The sequence below is a fragment of the Methylobacterium sp. WL7 genome (assembly GCF_008040085.1).
Taxonomy (GTDB): Bacteria; Pseudomonadota; Alphaproteobacteria; order Rhizobiales; family Beijerinckiaceae; genus Methylobacterium; species Methylobacterium mesophilicum.
Genome location: NZ_VRVG01000123.1, coordinates 1 through 17,130, shown reverse-complemented (window position 1 = coordinate 17,130; position 17,130 = coordinate 1). Strand labels below are relative to the sequence as shown.

The window sequence follows — 17,130 nt, the reverse complement described above, 5'->3', positions numbered from 1 at the left end:
TCAGGTTATATCAAATGGACCTCGCATTACAGCGAAAAAGAAAAGCCTCTGCTCTCAACATCCGATCTATTATAATCGGCTCTTCGGTAGCCCTCTTCGTTATATCGGCAGCTATAGGATTATTTTCTGTATTTCGGATGGGTATGATCAACACGGTGAGTCGGTCGGTCTCCGGCGAGATCGAAGCGGTCACGATTCTTGGACGGATGAAGGCGCTCAGCCAGGAGCTACGCGCCCTGGATGTCCAAGCTCACAATGCCTGGTCGGACATAGAGAGGCGCCGTCATCTCGACGAGGCCGGCAAGGCCCAGGAAGCGTTCTCCTCGGCCTGGAGTGCCTATGCCCCGACCATTGTCGGCGCCGACGAGCGCATTCTGGCGCATCGCTTGCGCAAAGCCTGGCAACACTTCCTGGCCGTGGAGGCCGAAGCGACGGCGCTGGATCGGGCAGGCGAGCGCGAACTCGCCGACACGGTGTTCGCCGAGGCATTCCAGGCTGATGCCGTGGCGTTCACGCAGTCGGTGGATTCCGTCCTGGTCCACCGGCAAGCGCGGGCCTTCGAGCAGATGGCGGAGGCCGATGCGGTCGGCGCCACGTCGCGGCTCGCGGTCTTCGTTGCGTTGGCCATCGCGGCACTCCTCACGATAGCTATCAGCTGGTTCATCGTCCGTCGCGTCGCCGCACCGATCGCGACGATGACCCGGGTTATGGCGCGGCTTGCCGAGAACGATCTCGCCGTAGTGGTTCCGGAGGGCGATCGCGGCGACGAAATCGGTGCGATCGCCGGAGCCGTTCAGGTGTTCAAGGAGAACATGCTTCACGCCAAGTCCCTGGAAGACGAGGCCGCTCAGCTCCGCATTGAAGCGGAACAGCAGCGCAAGGTCGTGATGCACGACATGGCGGAGCGGTTCGAGGAGACGGTGGGCGAGATTGTCGGTACGGTCACCGCCGCCGTGTTGCAGTTCCAGGGAACCGCCCACCAGATGAGTGCGGCGGCCGGGCAGACGGCGAGCCAATCGACCACGGTCGCGGCGGCGGCCGAACAGGCCGAATCCAATGTGCGGATGATCGCCGCCGCCGCCGACGAACTCGGCGCCTCGGTCCAAGAGGTGGGACGCCAGGCTGAATTGTCCGCCGCCATGGCCAACGGTGCAGCGACGGAGGCCACCCAGACCATCGCGTTCGTGCAGATCCTCAGCGGCGCAGCGGACCGGATCGGCGACGCGTGGTCAAGCTGATCGCCAAGATCGCGGCTCAGACCAATTTGCTCGCCCTGAATGCCGCCATCGAGGCGGCTCGGGCCGGCGATGCCGGTCGCGGATTCGCGGTGGTTGCCGCCGAGGTCAAGCAGCTCGCCGGCGAAGCGAAGCGCGCGACCGACGATATCGCCAGCCACGTTTCGGTCATCAAGGCATCCACCTCTGATGCCGTCGCAGCGATTGAGGGGATCGCCACGCGGGTCCGCGATATGAGCGGAACGGCCGCCTCGATTGCGGCAGCCGTCGAGCAGCAGGGCGCTGCCACGCAGGAGATCGTGCTCAACATCTCCCAGGCCGCCAACGGCACCGGCGAAGTGACGGCGAACATCAGCACGGTGGCTGGGACGGCGGAGCATACCGGGGCGGCCGCCGACCGGATGCTCACCTCAGCCAGCACCCTGTCCCGCGACGCGGAACGCCTGGGCGACGAGGTCCAGCGGTTCCTCAAGAGCATCAGGGCGGCCTGACGTGACGGGCCCGTTCGGCTGGCGACACTTTGCCAAGCCGGTAAACCATCGATACGGCCGGCTTGAGCGCGGCGCCGTCGGTGCCGTCGGTGCCGCCTCGAAACCGTTGATTCTTCGCGCGCTGATGCCAGACCGGGGCGGATGTCGGCGGCGCGCCCCCAAGGCAGGTGCAAGGGCCATGATCGAAACGCTTTGCGGCTGGTCCGCCTCCCGAACACGCGGTGCTGTGCAGGCGGTTCTTCGGTTAGCTCTTGGCGGTCCGGCCCGGAGATCAGCCCGCGTGGGTGGCTGGTGGCCGGCGGCGTTCATGTTCGCCCTGGCGAACCTGTCGACACCGGCTGTGTCGGCCGAGATCGGCGTGGCGATGGTCGAGCCGAGCGGGTTCACCGCGCTCCTCCGCGACGGCATCCAAAGCTATGCCAAGAGCCTGCCCGATTGCTCGGTGCGCTTCGCCTACGCGCCCCAGGGCGAGGGCGAGAAGCAGGTCGAGCAGATCCGGCAATTCATCGCTGCCAAGGTCGATGCGCTCGTGGTCCTGCCAGCCGATACGACAACGAACGCGACGATCACCCGCTTGGCCCAGGACGCCGACATCCCCCTCGTTTATGCCAATAACGGCCCCCGGGAGGATTGGTTTGCCGGACGCGTGGCGTTCGTCCTGTCCAATGATCTCGTCGCCGGCCGTCTGCAGATGAGAAAGCTCGCCCAGATGCTGGACGGCAAAGGTCGGGTCGCGATCATCCAGGGGCCGCCGAGCCACACAGCCTCGGCACTTCGAACGCAGGGCGCCAAAGAGGTCGCCGCGGCCTTCCCGGGGATCAGCATCGTGGCCGAAGGCGTCGCGGATTGGGAGCGCAAAAAAGCCGCAGCGCTCGTGGCCGGATGGCTGGCGCATGGGACGGCGCCCGATGCCATCGTCGCCAACAACGACGAGATGGCGATTGGAGCCGCCGACGCGGTCGACGCGGCTGGGATCCCGACGGATCGAATCCTAATCGGCGGCGTCGATGCGACGCCCGACGGACTGCGGGCGATGCAGCACAAGCGCATGGCCGTGACGGTCTACCAGAATGCCGGCCTACAAGCGCGGCGGGCGATCGACGATGCCCTCAAGTTGGTCCGGCACGAGCCCGTGCAGCAGTACGATTGGGTTCCGTTCGAACTCGTCACGGATCGAATGTCGACCACGCATTTTTCAAGATAGGCGGTTTCCCAACGCGGTGGGGTGGAACACGCCGCGCTGGGGCTGATGTTTGCCGGTGCGGCTTCGCCCCTAACGCATAACGAACGGATTCTCGGGGGCGTCGCGGCTCGTCGAGATCCAGACGCTCTTGGTCTCCAGGTACTCGCGGATCGACTCGATGCCGCTCTCGCGGCCGATCCCGGAGCGCTTCATGCCGCCGAACGGCATCATGTAGCTCACGGCGCGGTAGGTGTTCACCCAGACCGTTCCGGCACGCAGGCCCTTCGACATGCGCAGGGCGCGGCCGATGTCCTGTGTCCAGACGCCGGCCGCCAATCCGTAGATCACGTCGTTACCGAGGCGCAGCGCCTCGGCCTCGTCCTCGAACCCTATGATCGACAGGACCGGGCCGAACACCTCCTCCTGGGCGATGCGCATGTCGTTCGTGACGCCGGTGAAGATCGTCGGCTCGACGAACTGACCGCCGATCACGCCGGGACCGGAGGCCGGCTTCCCGCCGAAGACGCAGCGCGCGCCCTCGCTCTTGGCAAGCGCGATGTAGTCGAGCACCTTCGCATATTGCGGCGGCGTGGTGATCGGCCCGATGTTGGTGTCCGGCTGCATAGGATCGCCGAGCCGGGCGGTGCGGGCCAGAGCCACCAGCCGCTCGACGAAGGCCTCACGGATGCTGTTCTGCACGAGCAACCGCGAGCCGGCGATGCAGGTTTGCCCGGTGGCGGCGAAGATGCCCGAGATCGCCCCGGCAGCCGCGGCCTTCAGGTCGGCATCGGCGAACACGATGTTGGGCGACTTGCCGCCGAGTTCCAGCGACACCCGCTTGATCTGACGCGCGGCCGCCTCGTAGACCTTCGCGCCGGTGACATCAGAGCCGGTGAAGGTGATCTTGGCGACGTCCGGGTGCTCCACGATGGCGCTGCCAGCTTCGCTGCCGTAGCCGGTGATGACGTTGAACATCCCGTCCGGCAGCCCGGCCTCCTTGGTGAGGCGGGCGAATTCCAGCGTGCTGGCAGAGGCGAATTCAGACGGCTTGACCACGACGGCGCAGCCAGCCGCGAGCGCCGGTGCGCATTTCCAGGCCACGAACAGCAGCGGTGAGTTCCAGGCGGTCAGCGCTCCGACCACGCCCACCGGCTCGTGCCGGGTGAACGCGAAGGTCTCGGGTTTGTCGATTGGCACCTGGGCGCCTTCGACCTTGTCGGCGAGGCCCGCGTAATACCACCACCATTCGGGCTGGTAGCGGGTCTGCCCGTACATCTCGGCGAACAGCTTGCCGTTGTCGCGGACCTCGACCTCGGCGAGCGCCTTCGCATCGCGCTCCACGAGATCGCCGATCCGGCGCAGGACCTTACCCCGGGCCGAGGCGGTCATGGTGGCCCAGGGCCCATCCCACATGGCACGCTTGGCGGCCGCCACCGCCTTGTCGACATCCGCCTTCGAGGCGCGGGGGATGCGGGCCCAGGGCTCGCCCCGGTAGGGGTCGACGGACTCGAACCAAGAGTCGTCGACCGGATCGACGTCCTGGCCGTCGATGTAGAGCTGATAGGTTTTCACGGCGCGCCTCTCTCGCGGATAACGCGCGTGTTATGGGCTGGAACCCCGCCGGTGACGAGGCTCGCCGCGCCCTACGCGTTGGCGCTGAGGCGCTTGATGTCGGCGTCGACCATCTCGGTGATCAGCGACTCCAGGCTGGTCTGCGCCTCCCAGCCGAACGTGGCCTTGGCCTTGGCCGGGTTGCCGAGCAGCACCTCGACCTCGGCCGGACGGAAGAACGCCGGGTCGATGATCAAGTGGTCGTCGATGTTCAGGCCGACATGCTTGAACGCGATCACGCACATGTCCCGCACCGTGGTGGTCCGGCCGGTGGCGATGACGTAGTCGTCGGGATTTTCCTGCTGCAGCATCAGCCACATAGCCTCGACGTAGTCCCGGGCGTGGCCCCAGTCGCGCTTGGCGTCGATGTTGCCCAGCCGCAGCTCCTTCTGCATGCCGAGCTTGATCCGGGCCACCGCATCCGTGACCTTGCGGGTGACGAACTCGACGCCGCGCAGCGGGCTCTCGTGGTTGAACAGGATGCCGTTCGACGCGTGCAGCCCGAAGCTCTCGCGGTAGTTGATGGTCATCCAGTGCGCGTAGAGCTTGGCCACGCCGTAGGGCGAGCGCGGGTAGAACGGCGTCGTCTCGCTCTGGCGCTCTTCCTGGATCAGCCCGAACATTTCCGAGGTTGAGGCCTGGTAATAGCGCGCATTCGGCGCCACCGAGCGCAGGCATTCGAGCATATGGACGGCGCCGAGACCGGTCACCTGGCCGGTGAGCAGCGGCTGTTGCCATGACGAGGTCACGAAAGACTGTGCGGCGAGGTTATAGATCTCGTCCGGCTTGGTGGTTTGGACGATCCGCAGCAGCGCAGACTGGTCCAGCAGGTTGCCGTCCACGAGTTCGACGTCGCCCAGGATGCCGAGCCACTTCAACCGATGGTCGAACACCCCGGCATGGCTGGAGCGGCGCACGATGCCGGTGACCGTGTAGCCTTTCTGCAGCAGCAGCTGCGCCAGATACGCGCCGTCCTGGCCCGTTATCCCCGTGATCAGCGCGCGCTTGGCTGTCATGAATCTGTCCCGTCCCGTTGCTGCCCGGCTGCTACGACCGGTCCGGCCTTCGCGTCAAGGTGAGGCCAGACTGCGAATAGTCTTCGCGGGCTGGCGCGTCGGCCTGCGACATGACTCGTGATATGCGAAGAATTACGCGCGGCCGGCCGAATTCTTCGCGGGCAAGCCCCTTCGCCCTAGGGTTGGGTCAGCCACGCGGTGACGCCGTCGAGCGACCGGAATTCCTCCAGCGCATGGACCCGGGCGTCGGGCAGGGCCGACCGCGCCATCGTGGCCAGCGCGTGGCCGGGGCCGAGTTCGATGACCCGGTCGGCGCCGTATTCCCGAGCGGCTTCGAGGCAGGCTGCCCAGTCGATGGTATGGGAGATTTGGCGTGCCAGTTTGTCGAGACCATCCTCGGGCCGGAACATCGTCGCCCCGTCGAGTCCGGTGACGAGACGCGGGGCGCCGGCCGGCGGGCGGTGCAGGGTGACGGCGCCGAGCGCGCTTCGGAACGCATCGCTCGCTTCCGCCAGCAGCGGCGTGTGCGAGGGCGTGTGGACCGGTAGCACCACAGCCCGCTGCGCCCCCGCCCCGGTGGCGTCCCGGCACAGGGCTTCGAGCGCATCGCGTCGCCCCCCGACGACGCCGCTATCCGGGGCGTTGCGGATAGCGAGGTGGCAGGCGTGACGTCCGGCCAGGGATTCGAGTGCGTCGAGCCCGAGGCCCCGGATCCCGGCGAGCCCGAACCCCTCCCCGGAGGCGGAATCCATGGCCTCGGCGCGCCGGGCGGCCAGCGCCAGGACGTCGGCGTCGGCGATCCGACCGACGACGCCCCAGGCGGCGAGATCGCCGATGCTGTAGCCGGCCACGATGGCGCGGCCGGAGAACGCCAGCCCCCGCCAGGCGGCGAGCGCGGCGACGCAGCACAGGATCTGGCCCGTCCGGTTGACGTGGAGCGCGTCGCCGCCGCTATGGGCGAGGTCGCGCGGGTCGGTGCCGCCCAGGAGCGGCGTCGCGGCGGCGAAGACGGCCTGCGCGGCGGGATGGTCGGCGGTGAGGTCGAACATCCCCGGGTGCTGGCCGCCCTGGCCGGAGAGCAGGATCGCGACACTCATGCGGTCTCCCGGGTGCGCAGAGGGGCGACCGGCCACATCGCGAGCGCGTCCAGGCCCTTGGCCAGCACGGTGCCGCCGTCTGGCGCGTCGCGCAACTCGCGCCAGTGCAGGCCGGTCCCGTCCGGCAGCAGGATCTCGCCGTCGAGGCGCATCGGGGCGGTTTCCGCGATGGAAGCGAGTCCGTCGAGCAGGCCGGTGGGCACCGGATCTTTGCAGGGCCAGAGCAGGTCGAGGTCGGACGATGCGGTCAGGTAGGTGAGCCCGGTCACCGCCTCCCACAACAGGCCGCCGAACGGTCGGGGTTTCAGGCCGAAGCTGTCGCCGAGGCCGATCAGGGTGGCGATCACCGCCTGCCAAGCGGCGGGGGCGTGGGATGCGGCCTCGGCGAGGCTCGGCCCGGCCATCCGAGTCAGGTGTTCGGTCGGCAGGGCCACGCCGATCCGACGCTTGCCGTCGGCTGGCGGCAGGGGCAGCCCCAGCGGCACCGTGTCGGCACCCTCCCCCGGGACCCGGCGGCGGACGATCAGCGGATGGCCCGCCGCGGCCCAACCGGCGAGATGCGGGACGTCGGCAAGGTCGTCACGAGTGCGAAGCCACGACGCCCAGGCGCCGGGATCCGCGCGGACCAGATCCTGCCGGGTGAAGGCGCCCGACGTGCTGTCGTCCCGCCATGGGGGACAGGTCATTCCCATGCTTGCCTCTCCGACAAGGATTTCGCGCGCCGTGCAAGCGCGAGAGACGCGTACCATCGGCGGCCGATCACACCCGAATCCCTGACGGTCGTCGGCGTCGCGCGGCCAGCTCAGCCGCGCTCCGTCATGGGGACGTCGGAACGCGGAACCCCACCGTTCGCACGCACCGATGAAACGCTTGGACCCGCCGGCCGCGCGGGATGGCCGCCGCGCCTGATGGCCGCTTCCGAGCCACGCTCGCCATGAGGCATCTCGGACAGACAACGCTTTTTGTGCCACAACCACTTGTACGGGATAACAATGGTCGGACTGTTGATCGATCTCAGTAGGCCACAAGATCGCGTCAGATAGCATCCGGCACCATGAGCGACCCGTCGATGTCCGTCGTCGATCTTGCCGATCCGTTGACTGGGCTTCGATGATAGAAGATATTCTTGCCGCGTAAGCATTAAGACGCGACGATAGAGAGCCCATAGTGCCAAACCGAAAAATAACGGGTCTTGCTTTCGTCGCTCTTTCGGCGTTCGGTTTCGGGTCGATGGCCCCGTCGGTTCACCTGACATACAATGAGGGTATCGATACCAGAACGGTCCTGGGCCTTCGATTTTCAATCGCGGCCGGCATTATCTCCATATCGGCATGTCTAACCCGTGCGGCGTGGCCACGCAACAAAGCCTTGTTCTTGTGCGTCGTGATGGGCGTATTCTACGCTGCCATGGCATGGTTCTATTTTACCGCGCTCTCTGAAGCGTCCTCTGGGACCGTGGCCTTGCTGTTGTATACTTATCCGATCTTCGTCGCGATCACCTCCTGGACGATGAAATTCGAAGCGTTCAGCAAGAAAGATCTGGCTATCGTTTCGGCCGCTCTCATGGGCTTGGCGTTGATCCTGGGCGGCGATTTGCAAGGATCGCCCAAGGGCATCGTTCTCTCGTTGATGGCCGCCGTAAGTTATGCGACGTACATCATCATTGGCGGGCGTATGAAAGATCATGCCAGCGCCCTGACGCGAGCGAGCGTCATCTTGACGACCGCGGCCATCGTCTATCTCCTGGCCTGCGTTGCCGCCGAGGTCAGACTACCGCGAAACGCCGAATCCTGGTTCGGGATCGCGTCGCTGGCCGTGTTCGGAACGGCCGTTGCGATCTATGCATTCATCGCAGGACTGGAACGGCTCGGACCAATCCATACCTCTATCGTATCGACGATCGAGCCGGCCGTAACGATCAGTCTTGGCGTCTTGTTCATGGGAGAGTTGCTGACCCAGAATATGGTGGTGGGCGGCGCAATCCTTGTCTCGTCCTCGGTGGTCTTGGCGATGTCCAAGACGAACGACGCCCTTCCGAAGAGCGGAGACCCGGTCGCCCTGACGCACGCGGACAAGGGTCTTTGACCCGTCGACGGATCGAAAGTGGCGATAGAGGTCCAGCCACAGCGGCGACGGGGGCGTGCGAGGCGCCCCCCCTCGGATCGCGTGGCCGGACACCTATCCACATCCGGCCTGCGCGATCACCGCCGCACTGATCCCCCGCGCCACCGGCCGCCCGCCGCGCTCCTCGCCGAGGCGATCCCGGTCGTCGCCGGGTTGGAGGTTGGCGATCAGGTCGCGGATCTGGCCGTCGAGCGGCTTGGCCGGATCGAGCACGACGTGGACTGCCCCAGCCGCCACCATGTTGTCGAGCCCGGGGGCGAAGACCGGCGTCGATTTCGCCATCTCCTGGAGCTTGTCGAGGGGCAGCTTGGTCACCTTCGCCACCGAGGGCAGGTCCATCACGCTCGGGTTGGCGCCGGGCAGCGCCGCCAGGATCCGGGTCGCCAGCGCGGTGGCGATGAAGGCGCCGGCGGCGGAATGGCCGTAGATCAGCCCGATGGTCGGGTGGCCGGAGCGGTCGGCGAGCAGCAGCGCCTTGGCGAGATGGGCCAGGCACTCGTTGAGCCCCAGCAACTCGTCGCGCCGGCTCATGCGCTGGCTGTCGGAATCGACCACCACCAGGATCGGCGCCTTGTCGCCGGCCCGCACGACATCGAGCACGGCCCGCGACAGGACCAGCGCCCCGTCGACCCCGAGCGGCGTGTCGCCGTCGATCCCGACGACGTGGATCGTCTCGCCCGCGAACGGGCCGCCGCCGGTGACGAGGCCGTCGCGCACGGTGACGGAATGGCCCTGCGGAAACAGCCCGGCCAGAATCTCAGCGAGCGTCATGGTCGGCCTCCCTCACCCGGGACACGGTCTCGTCGAAGGCGGGTGTGTCCATGGCGGGCACGGATTCAGGATCGTTGACGCCGAGCCGGGCCCAGATTCCGGTGGCGTCCCGGCAATCGCCGAAACGCGCGATCCGGGCTTCGAGCCGGGCCTGCTCGGCCTCCAGCATCGCGAGATCGAAGGACGGCGCCCGCCCGATCAGGTCGAGCGCCGCCCGCCGGAAGGCCGACACGGAGTCGGCGCAGAACGCGTCGGCCCCGCCGATCAGCCGCCGGTGCTTGCCGCCCATGGTCCGCCAGACCAGAGCCCGGTCGCGGGAATCGAACTCTTCCGCGCCCTTGTTGGTCTCGATCACCTCGGGGCCCGAGACGGATATCCGGCCGCCCTCCGAGACGGCGAGCCGGGAGCAGGTGCCGGCGATCAGGCCGCCGCCGCCGTAGCAGCCGGCGCGGCCGCCGATCAGCCCGATGACCGGGATGCCGGCAGCCCGGACATCGACGATCGCCCGCATGGTCTCGGCGATGGCGGTCTCACCGGCATTGGCCTCCTGCAGCCGGACGCCGCCGGTGTCGAACAGGATCAGCACAGCCGCCGGCTTCAGGGTGAGCGCGGCGCGCAGGAGCCCGACGAGCTTCGCCCCATGGATCTCCCCGAAGGCGCCGCCCATGAACCGGCCCTCCTGGGCGGCGACGAGCACCGGCTTGCCGTCGAGCGCGGCGCGGCCGACCACGATGCCGTCGTCGAAGGCCCGCGGCAGGTCGAACAGCGGCAGGTGCGGGCTCATGCGCCGCTCGGTCGGGGGCAGGAATTCGTGAAAACTGCCGGGATCGGCCAGCGCCACCACGCGCTGGCGGGCGGTGGCCTCGTACCAGCTCAGGGCGTCCGGGTCGGTGCTCGCGGCGTGTGCGCCAGCCATGGTCAGGCCTCCATCAGCCGGGCGCCCTGGAGCAGGCGCAACGATACGGTGTCGGGACGGGCGCCGCCGTCATTGATGCTGATGCGCAGGCCCCCGGGCTGAGCGCGGGCGACGAAATCCGCCACCACCGCCTCCCAGACGGCACCGTATCCGGCGATCGGCGTCTCGATCGCGACCTCGCAGGCATCCGGCGGCAGCACCCGCTCCAGCAGGATCTCCAGGTTGCCCGACGCCACCACGCCGGTGATGGCGTTCGGCACCGAGCCGGGCAGCGGCTTTTTCGTGGTGTGGCGGAAGGTCAGGGATTCCATAATCGGTTCCTCGCAGGACGTCCCGTCATCCAAACAGAACACCTCATCCTGAGGTGCCGGAGCGTAGCGGAGGCCTCGAAGGAGGCTTCCAGTGATCTCGGCGGCCCCTGGAGGCCCCCTTCGAGGCCGTACGATCTGCGATCGCCCGGCACCTCAGGATGAGGATGTGGATGGGAGTGGCCGGCCCATCGCGGTCATCTCACCAGTTCCGGAACTTCGCCGGCGGCTCGTAGAGGCCCCCCGACCAGTGCACGAGATCCTTGATCGACTTCGCGGCGAGCAGCGCCCGGTCGGCGTCGAGGGGTTCGATGCCGAGATCCTCCGGCCGGCGGATCACCCCGCGGGCGCGCAACTCCTCGACCTTGGCCCGGTCCCGGCCGCGACCGACATCGGTGTAGCCGGCGACCCCGCGGATCGCCTGTTCCCGCTCGTCGGCGTCCCGGCACAGGAGGAGGTTCGCGATGCCCTCTTCGGTGACGATGTGGGTGACGTCGTCGGCGTAGATCATCACCGGCGCCAGCTCGAGCCCGATCTTCCTGGCAAGCTCCAGGGCATCGAGCTTCTCTACGAAGGTCGGCACCAGCTTCTCCCCGAAGGTCTCGACCAGTTGCACCACCAGCTTGCGGCCGCGCATCAGCGCGGGGTCGCCGACGACCTGACCTTCGCGCCCGGCCTTCATCCAGGCATCGGACGGGTGGCGGCGGCCATGCGGGTCCGAGCCCATGTTGGGCGCGCCGCCGAAGCCCGCCACCCGCGACTGCGTGATCGTCGAGGAATGGCCCATCAGGTCGATCTGGAGCGTCGCCCCGATGAACATGTCGCAGGCGTAGAGGCCGGCCGTCTGGCAGAAGGCCCGGTTCGAGCGCAGGGAGCCGTCCGCTCCGGTGAAGAAGATGTCCGGCCGGGCGCGGATGTAGCGGTCCATGCCCACTTCCGAGCCGAAGCAGTGGACTTGGCTGACCCAGCCGGATTCGATCGCCGGGATCAGGGTTGGGTGCGGGTTGAGCGCCCAGTGGGTGCAGATCTTCCCCTTCAGGCCGAGCTTCTCACCGTAGGTCGGCAACAGCAGCTCGATCGCGGCGGTGCCGAAGCCGATCCCGTGGTTGAGCCTGCGGATGCCGTATTCCGCATAGATCCCCTTGATCGCCATCATGGCGATCAGGATCTGGGTCTCGGTCATCGCGGCCGGGTCGCGGGTGAACAAAGGCTCGACGTAGAACGGCGTGTCGGCCTCGACCACGAAGTCGATCCGGTCGCCCGGGATGTCGACCCGCGGGACCTTGTCGACGATCTCGTTGACCTGGACGATGACGACGCCGTTCTTGAAGGCGGTGGCCTCCACGACGGTAGGCGTGTCCTCGGTGTTGGGGCCGGTATAGAGGTTGCCGTCCCGGTCCGCCGAGACGCCGGCGATCAGCGCCACGTGGGGCGTGAGGTCCACGAAGTACCGGGCGAACAGCTCGAGGTAGGTGTGCACGGCGCCGAGCTGGATCTGGCCGCCGTAGAGCATCTTGGCGATGCGGGCGCCCTGCGGGCCGGAATAGGAATAATCGAGCCGCTTGGCGATGCCGGTCTCGAACACGTCGAGATGCTCCGGCAGCACGATGCCCGATTGGACCATGTGCAGGTCGTGGACCTTGTCCGGGTCGCAGGCGGCCAGCCCCCGGGCCAGGCAATCCGCCTGCTTCTGGTTGTCACCCTCCAGGCAGACCCGGTCGCCGGGGCGCAGCACCGCCTCCAGCAGGTCGACCACCGCGCCCGGCGGCACGACCTTGCCGTCGGCGTGCGCGCGCCCCGCCTCGATGCGGGCGTCGCGCGCCTCGCGTTCGCCGCGCCACTGGGTCATCCGGCTGTCTCCCTCAGTATGCAAGAAGCAGGATAAACCCGCGGTCTTGCATTTTCAAAGCCGTTCTCATCACAGTTTCGTATACGGGATTGCCGAAGTGTCAATATCTTGCATACTGGTCGGCAAGCAACGAGCGACTGATTCGGGAAGGAGACGCCCTATGTCGAGCGCGTCGAGACGGGCGCCGCCGCGCCCCGCATACACCGCCGCGGGAGGGCAACGCCGATGATCGTCCTGGGTGTCGCCCTCCTGGCCGCGTGCACGCTGGTCGGCGTGTATCTCGGTGATCTCCTCGGCGTCGCGCTGGGGGTGAAGGCCAATGTCGGCGGCGTCGGCATCGCCATGATCCTGCTGATCGTCGCCCGGCTCTGGCTGTCCCGCCGGGGCGCCCTGACCAAGGGCGTGCAGTTCGGCGTCGAGTTCTGGGCCGGCATGTACATCCCGATCGTGGTCGCCATGGCGGCCCAGCAGAACGTGGTCGCGGCGGTGAGCGGCGGCCCGATCGTGATCATCGCGGCCACCGGCTCCCTGGTCCTGTGCTTCGGCGCGGTGGCGCTGCTGAGCCGGATCGGTCGGCGCGATCCCGGCAGCCCGGAGGTCGAGCACGGCGGCTCCGTGATCGGCGGCGAGGCCGATCCGGTGCCGGCCGGGAAACAGGGGTGAGCGCCATGGAACACGCGATGGACAACGACCTCGGACATCGGATCTGGCACGGCATCGAGCACGTCTTCATCGAGCAGAGCCTGGTGGCGGCCTTCGCGGTGGTGGGCGCCCTGATCCTGGTCTCCAACCTGGCGGCCAAACGCTTCACGAGGGGCCGCGTTCACGGCTCGGCCATCGCGATCGTGCTGGGGCTGGGGCTCGCCTATGTCGGCGGGCTCTACACCGGCGGGAAGAAGGGCGTCGCCGACATCCCGGCGCTGGCCGGAATCGGCCTGATGGGCGGAGCGATGCTGCGCGACTTCGCCATCGTGGCCACCGCGTTCGAGGTCGACGTGATCGAGGCCCGCCGGGCCGGGCTGGTCGGCGTGCTGGCGCTGGCGCTCGGCACGATCATCCCGTTCCTCGTCGGCACGCTCACCGCGGTGGCGTTCGGCTACCACGACGCGGTCTCGATCACGACCATCGGGGCGGGGGCGATCACCTACATCGTCGGCCCGGTGACCGGGGCGGCGATCGGGGCGGATTCCACCGTCATGGCGCTCTCCATCGCTACCGGGGTGACCAAGGCCGTGATGGTGATGGTCGGCACACCATTGGTTGCGAAACTGATCGGCCTCGACAACCCACGGTCGGCTATGGCCTATGGCGGCCTGATGGGGACGGTGAGCGGGGTCGCGGGCGGGCTCGCGGCGACGGACCCGAAGCTGGTGCCCTACGGGGCGCTCACCGCGACCTTCCATACCGGGATCGGCTGCCTGGTCGGCCCCTCGATCTTTTACTTGACGGTGCGGGCTCTGGTCGGTTGACCGACTGCGGGGACGCGGGACCAGGTGATGCACGGCGAGTTCCAGAAGATCGACACCGGGCTTCTCTCCGACCGGATCCGCAATGCGCTCACCGACGCGATCACGTCCGGTGAGATCCCGGCCGGCACGGCCCTCGACGAGCAGAACCTCGCGCAGCGCTACGGCGCCTCGCGCACCCCGGTGCGGGAGGCGCTGCGCCAGTTGGCGGCCTCCGGGTTGGTGGAGGTCCGCCCGCGCCGGGGCGTGGTGGTGGCCCGGCTGACGCCGGAGCGCATCGCCGACATGTTCGAGACCACCGCGGAGATCGAGGCGATGTGCGCTCGGCTGGCGACCTACCGGATGACGCCGCTGGAGCGCGGCCGGCTTATGGACCTGCAGGAGGATTCCGCCGCCGCCGTGGAGGCCGGCGACGTCGACGCCTACGACCGGCTCAACCGCGCCTTCCACGAATCGCTCTACGCGGCGACCCACAACAGCTTCATGGCCGAGCAGGCCCTGGCGATCCGCGAGCGCCTGGCCGCCTTCCGCCGGACCCAGCTCCGCCACGGCGACCGGATCCGCCGCTCACGGGACGAGCACGGCGAGATTCTTGCCGCCATCGCCGAGGGGGATGGGGAACTGGCTGCGCGGCGGATGCGGGCGCACATGCTGCGGGCTGCCGCGGCGTTGGGGCGGTATATTGCGGATACGGTTGGTTGAGGGGGGGCGGAAGTTGGTGCCGGTCAGATTTGGCCCATTCCGATCGCACGAGCAGCTATCAGCGCGGTCCGATAGCGAGTTTAAGCTCGGGCATTGTTGGCGCGAGCACCGAACCTAAACTCACGATGCGTCTTCAATAAATGGCGCCCACATTTTGCAACGTGAGGTGGCGAGAAGCGCACGCGTCTGCTAAGTCTCACACCGGGCCATAAAATGCGAGGCTGAGCTGACGAGCATGTCGCCTGGCGTGAACAAATATGGGGCGACGGCGTCAGCTACCGGCTACCTATACCAATGCCGGTACGCGCTCTTCGCTGGCGTTCAAGCCATAGCCGAAAACCCCAATCTTGAGATTTCTCTAGAGCGTTTCGACGACGTTGCGTTTGAACAGGCTGGTGAACCGGTTAAGCTGATCCAGGCGAAGCATCATATCGCGAAGAAGGGCAATCTCACAGACGCAAGCACCGATCTTTGGAAGACCCTGCGTATTTGGGCCGACCGAGTATCTACTGACATTGATGCTCCATTCAAAACCTCGTTCGTCCTGATGACAACAGGCATAGCTCCCCCGGAATCTGCGGCAAGCTACCTTCGCGCCCGTGAGCGCGACGAAGCCAAAGCCTTAGAAGCCCTGATCAGGGTTACGGATACTTCTACGAATGAGATTAACCAGGCCGCTTACTCAGCATTTCTCGATCTGCTCCCAGAAGCTCGGCTGAGCTTGTTGCGGGCCATCATCGTTCTTGACGGGTCATCCAACATCATCGACGTTCACGATGACCTAACATTTGAGTTGCGCCACGCTGTCTCGAAGAATCACTTGCTCCTGTTTATAGAGCGTCTTGAGGGTTGGTGGTTTAATGTGGTCGTGAGGGCGCTAACAGGTGGTGGCCCGGCGTCGATCCCAATATCCGCGATCGAGAGTAAGATGGATGAACTCCGCGAAGGATTCCGGCGTGAAGCACTTCCGATCGACTACGCCGACCAAACACCTTCGGAAGCGGTCGTCGCTGACCTCGACAAGCGGCCGTTCGTGCGCCAACTCCGGCTGATTGCTGTGGGACCGAAGCGTGTTGAGTTCGCGATCCGCGATTACTATCGAGCATACGAGCAACGCTCCCGTTGGGCTCGTGAGGAACTTCTCGTCAATGGAGAGATCGAAAACTACGAGCGGGAATTAGTTGAAGCCTGGGAGCCACTTTTTGAAGCCGTCAGAGAAGAACTTGAGGAAGGATGCCCGGACGGGCACAAAATTTTGGCTGGCCAGAAGATATTCAAGTGGGCTGAGACCCAAGCAGACTTCCCCCTTAGAACTGTTCGGCAGCGGTTCTTGACGCATGGTAGCTTCCATATACTGGCAAACCGGCACATCGTCGGATGGCACCCGGAACATCAAGCTCACAAGCCTTCCGATCCCGACGATACCTGAGGTTCGCTACTAGTGATGCAGCCCTGGGTGAAGCGCGCCGTTGAAGAGGCTAACCTGTTCAATCCAGCGTTCTGTGCGACGCTCTTAACGAAGGCAGTCGTCGACTTCGGGAAAAAATCGGGAGGGCGTCCAATGCCTTTCGCACTGGCATTTCTGGTGCTGCCGATCACTATGCATCGCGCCACGCGTCAGGCGCTTCCAGGCTCCACCATAACGTCAATGCTGCCCTGGTTGCAGGAACATAGGGAGCAGCTCGTTGACTTCCCTGGACGTGTAAAGAGGTTAAAGCCCTTTAGCCAAGAGGCAATTATGTTCGCGATCGCAAATGGCGCGTTGGCGGTCGAAGAAGGGGGCGGTCTCGTAGCCGGCAAGAATAAGGTTTCTACAACTGAGAAGAAGACCGAATTTTTTACGGCTGAAGCGCGCGAGTGCGTGGACCGCGCGGGCTTTCTCGGGCGCTGGTTATCGACGGCTGGCGCCTCGGTCACGATTATTGCAGCATGGAGTATAGCTCTGTGACAATACAAATTTCGAAGATTATTCTTTACAATTATGAGGGAGATCTTCGAGAGCTAACGTTTCGAACCGGCGCGTTTAATATTCTGACTGGAGCATCTAAGACGGGCAAGTCAGCATTGATAGATATCATCGATTATTGTACAGGTCGCGGCGAATGCTATGTTGCTGAAGGTGTAATCAGACGTCATGTCGCTTGGTTCTCAGTGCTATTCCAACTTGGCGACTCTCAAATCTTCGTGGCGCGGCGGAATCCGGGTCCGGGAGAGCGGACGAGTGGTGACGTTCACCTAGAGCGTGTTATGCACCTGTCATCAGTCGTTCGGCCTGTTTCAGCATGAGACAGACGAAGGCGACCATATGAAGTCCTGCCAGCGTGCTGGCATAACGCTCGTAATCCTTGACCAGGCGCCGAC

General features: G+C 66.0%; 17 protein-coding genes and 1 pseudogene. 9 read left to right on the top strand and 9 right to left on the bottom strand.

Annotated features, from left to right (window positions below):
* Nucleotides 1-14 precede the first annotated feature (14 nt).
* Genes FV233_RS23390 through FV233_RS23380 form a run of 3 tightly spaced genes read left to right on the top strand, consistent with a single transcriptional unit; the run spans nt 15 to nt 2,930 of the window.
* Entirely contained in the window at nt 15-1,238 is a 1,224-nt protein-coding gene (locus FV233_RS23390; protein WP_147898950.1) for a HAMP domain-containing protein, read from the top strand.
* Nucleotides 1,226-1,726, top strand: a complete 501-nt coding sequence (locus tag FV233_RS23385; RefSeq protein WP_281408019.1) for a methyl-accepting chemotaxis protein — start codon at nt 1,226-1,228, stop codon at nt 1,724-1,726. The genes FV233_RS23390 and FV233_RS23385 overlap by 13 nt, the downstream gene beginning before the upstream one ends.
* Before the next feature lies 1 nt (nt 1,727).
* Nucleotides 1,728-2,930, top strand: coding sequence for a substrate-binding domain-containing protein (locus FV233_RS23380; protein WP_238259542.1), 1,203 nt, complete (start codon nt 1,728-1,730; stop codon nt 2,928-2,930).
* A 69-nt stretch (nt 2,931-2,999) separates the two neighbouring features.
* Here FV233_RS23380 and FV233_RS23375 read toward each other — a convergent pair whose 3' ends face one another.
* The 4 genes from FV233_RS23375 to mdcG all read right to left on the bottom strand — a co-directional run bounded on the left by FV233_RS23375 (nt 3,000) and on the right by mdcG (nt 7,319).
* Nucleotides 3,000-4,481 (bottom strand): aldehyde dehydrogenase, encoded by a 1,482-nt coding sequence (locus FV233_RS23375; protein WP_147898948.1) that lies wholly within the window; start codon nt 4,479-4,481, stop codon nt 3,000-3,002.
* A gap of 71 nt (nt 4,482-4,552) precedes the next feature.
* Nucleotides 4,553-5,536, bottom strand: a complete 984-nt coding sequence (gene gmd, locus FV233_RS23370) for a GDP-mannose 4,6-dehydratase (RefSeq protein WP_147898947.1) — start codon at nt 5,534-5,536, stop codon at nt 4,553-4,555.
* Nucleotides 5,537-5,712: 176 nt separating this feature from the next.
* On the bottom strand, nt 5,713-6,633 hold the full coding sequence (locus FV233_RS23365; protein WP_147898946.1) for an acyltransferase domain-containing protein: 921 nt from the start codon (nt 6,631-6,633) through the stop codon (nt 5,713-5,715).
* Entirely contained in the window at nt 6,630-7,319 is a 690-nt protein-coding gene (mdcG, locus tag FV233_RS23360) for a malonate decarboxylase holo-[acyl-carrier-protein] synthase (protein ID WP_147898945.1), read from the bottom strand. Before mdcG ends, FV233_RS23365 begins: the two co-directional genes overlap by 4 nt.
* A 481-nt stretch (nt 7,320-7,800) precedes the next feature.
* Here mdcG and FV233_RS23355 point away from each other — a divergent pair, with 481 nt between their 5' ends.
* A complete protein-coding gene (locus tag FV233_RS23355) occupies nt 7,801-8,718 on the top strand; it encodes a DMT family transporter (RefSeq protein ID WP_187278210.1) in 918 nt (305 codons plus the stop codon).
* A 93-nt stretch (nt 8,719-8,811) separates the two neighbouring features.
* On the opposite strand, the gene mdcE is transcribed toward FV233_RS23355, so the two are convergent.
* The 4 genes from mdcE to mdcA all read right to left on the bottom strand — a co-directional run bounded on the left by mdcE (nt 8,812) and on the right by mdcA (nt 12,601).
* On the bottom strand, nt 8,812-9,528 hold the full coding sequence (gene mdcE, locus FV233_RS23350) for a biotin-independent malonate decarboxylase subunit gamma (RefSeq protein ID WP_147856411.1): 717 nt from the start codon (nt 9,526-9,528) through the stop codon (nt 8,812-8,814).
* Nucleotides 9,515-10,444 (bottom strand): biotin-independent malonate decarboxylase subunit beta, encoded by a 930-nt coding sequence (locus FV233_RS23345; protein ID WP_147898943.1) that lies wholly within the window; start codon nt 10,442-10,444, stop codon nt 9,515-9,517. Before FV233_RS23345 ends, mdcE begins: the two co-directional genes overlap by 14 nt.
* A gap of 2 nt (nt 10,445-10,446) precedes the next feature.
* The gene (gene mdcC, locus FV233_RS23340) at nt 10,447-10,755 is read right to left on the bottom strand and encodes a malonate decarboxylase acyl carrier protein (protein WP_007568076.1); all 309 of its coding nucleotides are present in this window, start codon (nt 10,753-10,755) and stop codon (nt 10,447-10,449) included.
* A gap of 199 nt (nt 10,756-10,954) precedes the next feature.
* Nucleotides 10,955-12,601: a malonate decarboxylase subunit alpha gene (mdcA, locus tag FV233_RS23335; RefSeq protein WP_147898942.1), complete on the bottom strand. Its 1,647-nt coding sequence runs from the start codon at nt 12,599-12,601 to the stop codon at nt 10,955-10,957.
* A gap of 225 nt (nt 12,602-12,826) precedes the next feature.
* Here mdcA and madL point away from each other — a divergent pair, with 225 nt between their 5' ends.
* The 5 genes from madL to FV233_RS23310 all read left to right on the top strand — a co-directional run bounded on the left by madL (nt 12,827) and on the right by FV233_RS23310 (nt 16,717).
* Nucleotides 12,827-13,264 (top strand): malonate transporter subunit MadL, encoded by a 438-nt coding sequence (madL, locus tag FV233_RS23330; RefSeq protein WP_147856368.1) that lies wholly within the window; start codon nt 12,827-12,829, stop codon nt 13,262-13,264.
* A 41-nt stretch (nt 13,265-13,305) separates the two neighbouring features.
* Nucleotides 13,306-14,070, top strand: coding sequence for a malonate transporter subunit MadM (gene madM / locus FV233_RS23325; RefSeq protein ID WP_147898951.1), 765 nt, complete (start codon nt 13,306-13,308; stop codon nt 14,068-14,070).
* A 27-nt stretch (nt 14,071-14,097) separates the two neighbouring features.
* Nucleotides 14,098-14,769, top strand: a complete 672-nt coding sequence (locus FV233_RS23320; protein WP_147856369.1) for a GntR family transcriptional regulator — start codon at nt 14,098-14,100, stop codon at nt 14,767-14,769.
* A 235-nt stretch (nt 14,770-15,004) separates the two neighbouring features.
* Nucleotides 15,005-16,198 carry an ABC-three component system protein gene (locus FV233_RS23315; RefSeq protein ID WP_147898941.1) on the top strand — a complete coding sequence of 398 codons (1,194 nt, stop codon included), beginning with the start codon at nt 15,005-15,007 and terminating at the stop codon, nt 16,196-16,198.
* Nucleotides 16,199-16,213: 15 nt separating this feature from the next.
* Nucleotides 16,214-16,717: a three component ABC system middle component gene (locus tag FV233_RS23310; protein ID WP_147898940.1), complete on the top strand. Its 504-nt coding sequence runs from the start codon at nt 16,214-16,216 to the stop codon at nt 16,715-16,717.
* 297 nt (nt 16,718-17,014) lie between these two features.
* Here FV233_RS23310 and FV233_RS23305 read toward each other — a convergent pair.
* Nucleotides 17,015-17,130, bottom strand: a pseudogene (locus FV233_RS23305) (IS5/IS1182 family transposase); the annotation flags it as partial.